At 45.9% G+C, this 5,572-nt stretch carries 6 protein-coding genes and 1 tRNA gene; all 7 read right to left on the bottom strand.

All coding sequences use genetic code 11. The features are described from left to right. Positions 1 to 210 precede the first annotated feature (210 nt). Entirely contained in the window at positions 211 to 1,782 is a 1,572-nt protein-coding gene (locus LC574_RS23905; protein ID WP_229456051.1) for an alkaline phosphatase, read from the bottom strand. A 279-nt stretch (positions 1,783 to 2,061) separates the two neighbouring features. Next, positions 2,062 to 2,217: a hypothetical protein gene (locus LC574_RS23900; protein WP_229456050.1), complete on the bottom strand. Its 156-nt coding sequence runs from the start codon at positions 2,215 to 2,217 to the stop codon at positions 2,062 to 2,064. 19 nt (positions 2,218 to 2,236) lie between these two features. After that, positions 2,237 to 3,502, bottom strand: a complete 1,266-nt coding sequence (locus LC574_RS23895) for a glutamate-5-semialdehyde dehydrogenase (RefSeq protein WP_229456049.1) — start codon at positions 3,500 to 3,502, stop codon at positions 2,237 to 2,239. Positions 3,503 to 3,506: 4 nt separating this feature from the next. Then, on the bottom strand, positions 3,507 to 3,914 hold the full coding sequence (locus LC574_RS23890) for a hypothetical protein (RefSeq protein ID WP_100901502.1): 408 nt from the start codon (positions 3,912 to 3,914) through the stop codon (positions 3,507 to 3,509). 103 nt (positions 3,915 to 4,017) lie between these two features. Beyond that, positions 4,018 to 4,191 (bottom strand): hypothetical protein, encoded by a 174-nt coding sequence (locus LC574_RS23885; protein ID WP_229456048.1) that lies wholly within the window; start codon positions 4,189 to 4,191, stop codon positions 4,018 to 4,020. Between the two features lie 262 nt (positions 4,192 to 4,453). Then, positions 4,454 to 4,525 (bottom strand) — tRNA-Gly (locus LC574_RS23880). Positions 4,526 to 4,776: 251 nt separating this feature from the next. Then, the gene (ribH, locus tag LC574_RS23875) at positions 4,777 to 5,355 is read right to left on the bottom strand and encodes a 6,7-dimethyl-8-ribityllumazine synthase (RefSeq protein ID WP_229456047.1); all 579 of its coding nucleotides are present in this window, start codon (positions 5,353 to 5,355) and stop codon (positions 4,777 to 4,779) included. Between the last annotated feature and the right edge of the window lie 217 nt (positions 5,356 to 5,572).

Below are 5,572 nucleotides of genomic sequence, written 5' to 3'. Positions count from 1 at the left end.
GCGACTTAGGTTGAAAGCCCCCGGATTTATCCGTGGAAGCGATAAAAATTTATACTTTTTTGAATCCCCTGACTTTAGGCATGGGGAGATTCTGAATTCTGAATTCTGACTTCTGGATTCTCCTCAATATGCAAAACCGTCCCTCTCCGAGTCGGAGAGGGAGAGACTTGAACTTTAGTTTAACTCAGGGAGAGGTTTATCGAACTCACGTTAACTTAGATGCGCTCCTGGTTGTCCGTTTTGGACTACAAAGGAAGCTAGGGTTTTGATAGAGGCATTCAAATCAATGATGCTTGATACAACACGGTAGTCACTTTGCCAGCGTTGTGGGGTCAGCTTGCAGCGCACGTACCCTCGGAAAGCACCGTCAAAAAACTTAGTATGGGGATTGTTGGGTAGGGAAGCTTGAACTGGAGCAATGAATTCGGTAGGAAAGTCAGAGGTAATTGAGGTTCCTACAAACTCAGTGCCTACTGTCGGTGAGTTTGGGTTATTAAAATCAAGCTTCAGGTCATGTACCCAACTAGAATGGATGTCTCCGGTAATCACCACTGGATTAGAAGGGTGACGCTGGTTTAGAAAATTTAAAAGCCGATTACGTGCTGCTACGTAGCCGTCCCACTGATCCACATTGAAGACACCTGCACCTGGACTACTATTAAAATTGTACTGGCCAAGCATGGTCTGTTGAGCAATCACATTCCAGCGCGATCGCGACTGATCTAGCCCTTTTCGTAGCCACTGCTCTTGTTCTGAGCCGGTCATGGTAGCGTTTGCATCCAAAGCTTCAACACAGCGAGGTTTAAGTCCGTCATCACAAGGTTGGTTAGTACGGTACTGTCTGGTATCTAGGACATTGAACTCAGCTAAATTACCGAAAGTGAACCGTCGATAAAGCAACATGTCTGGGCCGTTGGGCAATGAAAACCGACGCAGAGGCATGTGTTCATAATAAGCCTGGTACGCGTTAGCTCGACGTTTCCTAAAAGCTTCTTGGGTTTGGTTATCTTCAGGGATTAAGTTGGCGTAGTTGTTGTCAACTTCATGATCATCCCAAGTGACAATCCAGGGAAAAGCAGCATGAGCCGCTTGGAGATTTGGGTCAGTTTTGTACAGAGCGTGGCGATCGCGGTAGTCTGCAAGAGTGATAATTTCTGGACTATTATGCTGGCGGGGCCCACCTGATTGTGGCCCGTATTCGTAAATATAATCACCCAGATGAACCACAAGGTCGAGGTTTTCCTCAGCCAAATGCCGATAAGCCGTATAGTAGCCATTTTGCCAGTCTTGACAGGAGACAAAAGCAAAATTCAGTTGTGAGATAGAGCCATAAAATGCTGCTGCTGTGCGAGTCCGTCCAATGGGGCTAACTTCACTACCTGCTTGAAATTGATACCAGTAGCAACGGTCAGGGTCTAGTCCACGGACATCAACGTGAACTGAATGTGCTAACTCTGGTGTCGCCAGCACTGTTCCTCGTCGCACAACCCGCCTCATGTTTTCATCAAGGGCAACTTGCCATCGCACTGGAACATTTACAAGTGGCATTCCACCTCCAGAGAGTGGATTGGGAGCCAGTCGTGTCCAGATAACAACACCGTCCGGCAAAGGATCGCCAGAGGCAACACCAAGACTAAAGGGATAACTAGAAAACCTTGAGTTAGCCAATACCGGATGCCATTGGCTAGCGATTGTTAACCCCGTTAAGAATCCTGCACCCAGCAAAAAATTCCGCCGTCTGCACCGATTTGCTAGCAGGCGCGTACCATCCATAAGTTCCATATTCACCCCTACCTAGATGTAAATACAGTTGGCATTTAGGAGGGTCAGTTGTGAAAAGCACAAATATAGCGGTTCTCAGTTGTATGCAATATACTCTGACCTCTCTCCTAAAAGAAGAGAGGCTTTGAATCATACTCCCCTTCCCTTGCAGGGAAGGGGCTGGGGGTTAGGTCTGTATTGAACTCAACCCAGAAGCGCTATAGTGGCTTGATTTGACTTGTCTCCTAATTGCTGCTCAACCAAACACAAGGAACCTAGCAAACCAGGATCAAGCAGAAATTAAGATTCTGTTAAGTTTAAAATTGGATTGGGGCATTGGGCATTGGGCATTGGGAAAACGGAACAAGGGAGATGAAGCAGGGGAACTTCAGGTGGAGAGGGGAATGTAGCAAGTCTTTCTACTCTGCGCCTGGAGCCCCATGCCCCATGCCCCATGCCCCATGCCCCATTCAATTTAAAACCTGCCATTTCCCTGAACAATGTGCTTAACGGTGGTCAAGGTTTCTAGGCTGATAAATCCTCGACGATGACCTTTTTGGTTAGACATGCCGAGAAACACTGAATCTCCCCGCGAGGGATTGCGGGAAAAACGCGGGGAAGTGTTGATGTAGGTAGAGGCACTGTTAACTCCTAAGGCAAACTGCCGACTTTCTTGATAGGATTCAGTAACGATAGAGTCAGCATGACCACTGCTGTATTCATTAATCCAAGCGATCGCAGCTTCTAAGCTATCTACCAATTTAAAAGCTACTGTTCTAGTTAAATAAGGGTTTCCCCATTCCCCTTCTTTCACCAGCTGCAACTGAGGAAAGGCTTTTACTAGTTCTGCATCCCCTTTAATTTCAAAGCCTTTTTCCATCAAACTGTTCCACAAAACAGCTATTGACGATGGCAAGGCTTGGCGATGAATGAGTACTTTTTCAATGGCATTAACTTGGTCTGGTTCGCTCTGATGGCTATTAAGAATCATCCAGCGCACCATTTCTAAACTGGAATTTAGCGACCAGTAGAGATAACAGTTACCCATCGCTGACTTTAATACTGGGCAAGTTGACTGTCGTACTACCTGCTGTACCAAACTAGAACGTCCGTAGGGAATCACAAGATTCACGTACTGGTCTTGGGTGACTAAATCCCGAACCGAAGCACCGTGTTCTGCTGTGATCAATTCTAGACAGCCCAGAGGTAGACCAACTTGAGCGATCGCACTTTGCAGTACTTCAGCGATGACCGCGTTAGAATGGCTAGCTTCAGTACTGCCTTTGAGAATTATACTATTGCCAGTTTTGATACAAAAACCTGCTGCGATCGCTCCTAAATCTGGAAACGCCTCATAAATAAATCCAATCACTCCCAAGGGCATTAACTGGGTATAACTCTGGGAATCTTCTAGTTGATAATCAGCCGTTCTAACGCGCCGCAGTGGATCTGATAATTCCCCCAACCGTTGTAGAATGTCCACGGTCATCTCTAGCCTTGTGGGAGTCAGCTTCAGCCAGTCTAGTATCAACTCAGGCACTGCCATTTCCCGACTGGCTTCTAAATCCAAGGTATTGGCTTCTAGAATGTCGTCAACTGAGCGCTCAAGGGCTTGTGCCATCGCCAGTACTGCACGACTCCGGTCTGCTCCCTTTGTGATCCCCAACTTTAGGGAAGCATGATAGGCGCGTTGGGCACTAGTAATTGGTTCGGGGTAATCATCCAAAACTTCAACAGTCATTGAGTTAACGTCTGTAGGTAAGCCAGACCATTAGTGCTGGCAGAATAGCCAATAGCACCGCCACCATTGCCCAAGCAACAATGCTGGAACTATTTGCCAATCGCAGTGCTAATGGCAGCCATATAATCACTAGCACGAAAATAATGCCAAGTGCTATGGGCAGATAGCTTTCTCCCAAGCGCGGATGGACAACATGCCAACTATTTCCCATCCAACGCCAAGCCCGCTTATAGGGATAGGTGGTAGAAAGCTGTTCTAGGACATGACCATTATCTTCTACTACAAAGATTTGCTGACAGCGATCGCAACCAAATGCTTCTGTCAACGTAATCGGAATTAACTGACCCCGGCGACGACAGGGACAGGGATATTCGGTATTGAAGTCTATTTTTTCGGGTTTTTGAGATTGCACAAGCGTTCTAGTAACTTGAGCGTGTTTTACACGAACTGCGAGAGTATGATCCTTTAGTAAATGCCTGATAAGGCTTCTCTTTTTATGAAAATAAACAGGCGATTCAAATATCGCCATCATTGCAAACAGTAGATGCAGCAGACTCTAAATATCCTAATTGCCATATCAGTACGAGGTTATCTGTTTGTAATCTTTCCCCATAGCTGGCTATCTTATATAAAAATTTCCTTCTCTTCATTTGTCGCTTTAAAGGTAATGTGGTTGCGTTTTTGGGCATTTATTGTTCTGCCACACAAAGATTGTAGCAAAGCAAATGTATATCCACACCAGTCTAAAGCTGGGTTTTATATTTCTTAGCAAGTGAGTAACGCTTCTTTTTGTGTGCAATATTCAAATTGAGACAGTAGACGATTTGTTTGCTCAATCTGTCCACATTGGGAGTGATTCACAAGAGTGTAGTGCGAATCGCCAAAGACTTCAATGCACCCTAAAAACACTAAACCTCTTGGAGTTAAAAACTGCAAGAGGTTTTAGTTGGAAGCGGGTAACGCGATTCGAACGCGCGACATTCACCTTGGCAAGGTGACGCTCTACCACTGAGCTATACCCGCAATCGATAACCATATATTAATATCTCAGATTTATTCCTAATTGTCAACCCCTTAATTTAGTCATTGGTCACTTGTACTGAGCGAAGCCGAAGTATTAGTCATTGGTCACTTGTACTGAGCGAAGCCGAAGTATTAGTCATTGGTCAGTGGTCATTGGACAAGGGACTAAGGACAAGGGACTAAGGACAAATGACTAATGACTTTTGACTTTTGACTTTTGACTTTTGACTTCCCCAAAGGGGCTGACTCATTTAGCCGAGTTCTTCTGACTCGGCAGTTAAATTGCCTATGCTGGTACTTTGAAAAGAGGCTGGCAAAGACTGGCTATTACGAGAATATGGCTCTGCCAGGTTAGAACGCAGTTGCCGCATGAGGCTTGCCATTTCTAGGGCATTCAGGGCATAATCCCAGCCATGATTACCTTTGATGCCTGCCCGTTCTAGGGCTTGTTGCATAGTATCTACTGTTAAAATGCCAAAAATTACTGGCACTCCAGTTTGAAAGCTGGCGGCAGCAATGCCTTTAGAAACTTCGGCGGATACATAATCAAAATGGGGTGTTTGCCCTCGAATGACTGCACCTAGACAAATTACAGCATCATAACGATGGGAAAGTGCTAGTTGGCGAGCTACTAAAGGTACCTCAAAACTTCCCGGAACCCAAACATAGTCCACCTGATTACCTTGGGGGTTAGGATCTACACCGTGGCGTTTCAAGCAATCTTGACATCCCTCTAGCAGCTTTCCGGTAACTAGGTCATTAAATCGACCAATCACCACTGCAAACCGCAAAGGCTCCGTTTGGGTAAAAGTTCCCTCGAAAACTGCCATGACTGCCTCTTAATCAACTATAGTTCTGTCCAATATACATTTCTTATATGAGTTAGGTCGAGGGGGAGTATTATCTCCCGCCCCTCCCACTTAATTAGAGTCGATGCTCCTGTTACCAGGAGACACCTCTCCTTCAGAACGCGGACGTGCAGCTTTGACTGCATCCGGCTCCTAGTCTGACACCTAATAAGTCGGGTCTATCCCGCTGTTCGGACTC

The sequence above is a fragment of the Nostoc sp. CHAB 5715 genome, from assembly GCF_020829685.1.
Classification (GTDB): Bacteria; Cyanobacteriota; Cyanobacteriia; order Cyanobacteriales; family Nostocaceae; genus Nostoc.
This window is presented reverse-complemented; position numbering and strand designations above follow the sequence as displayed.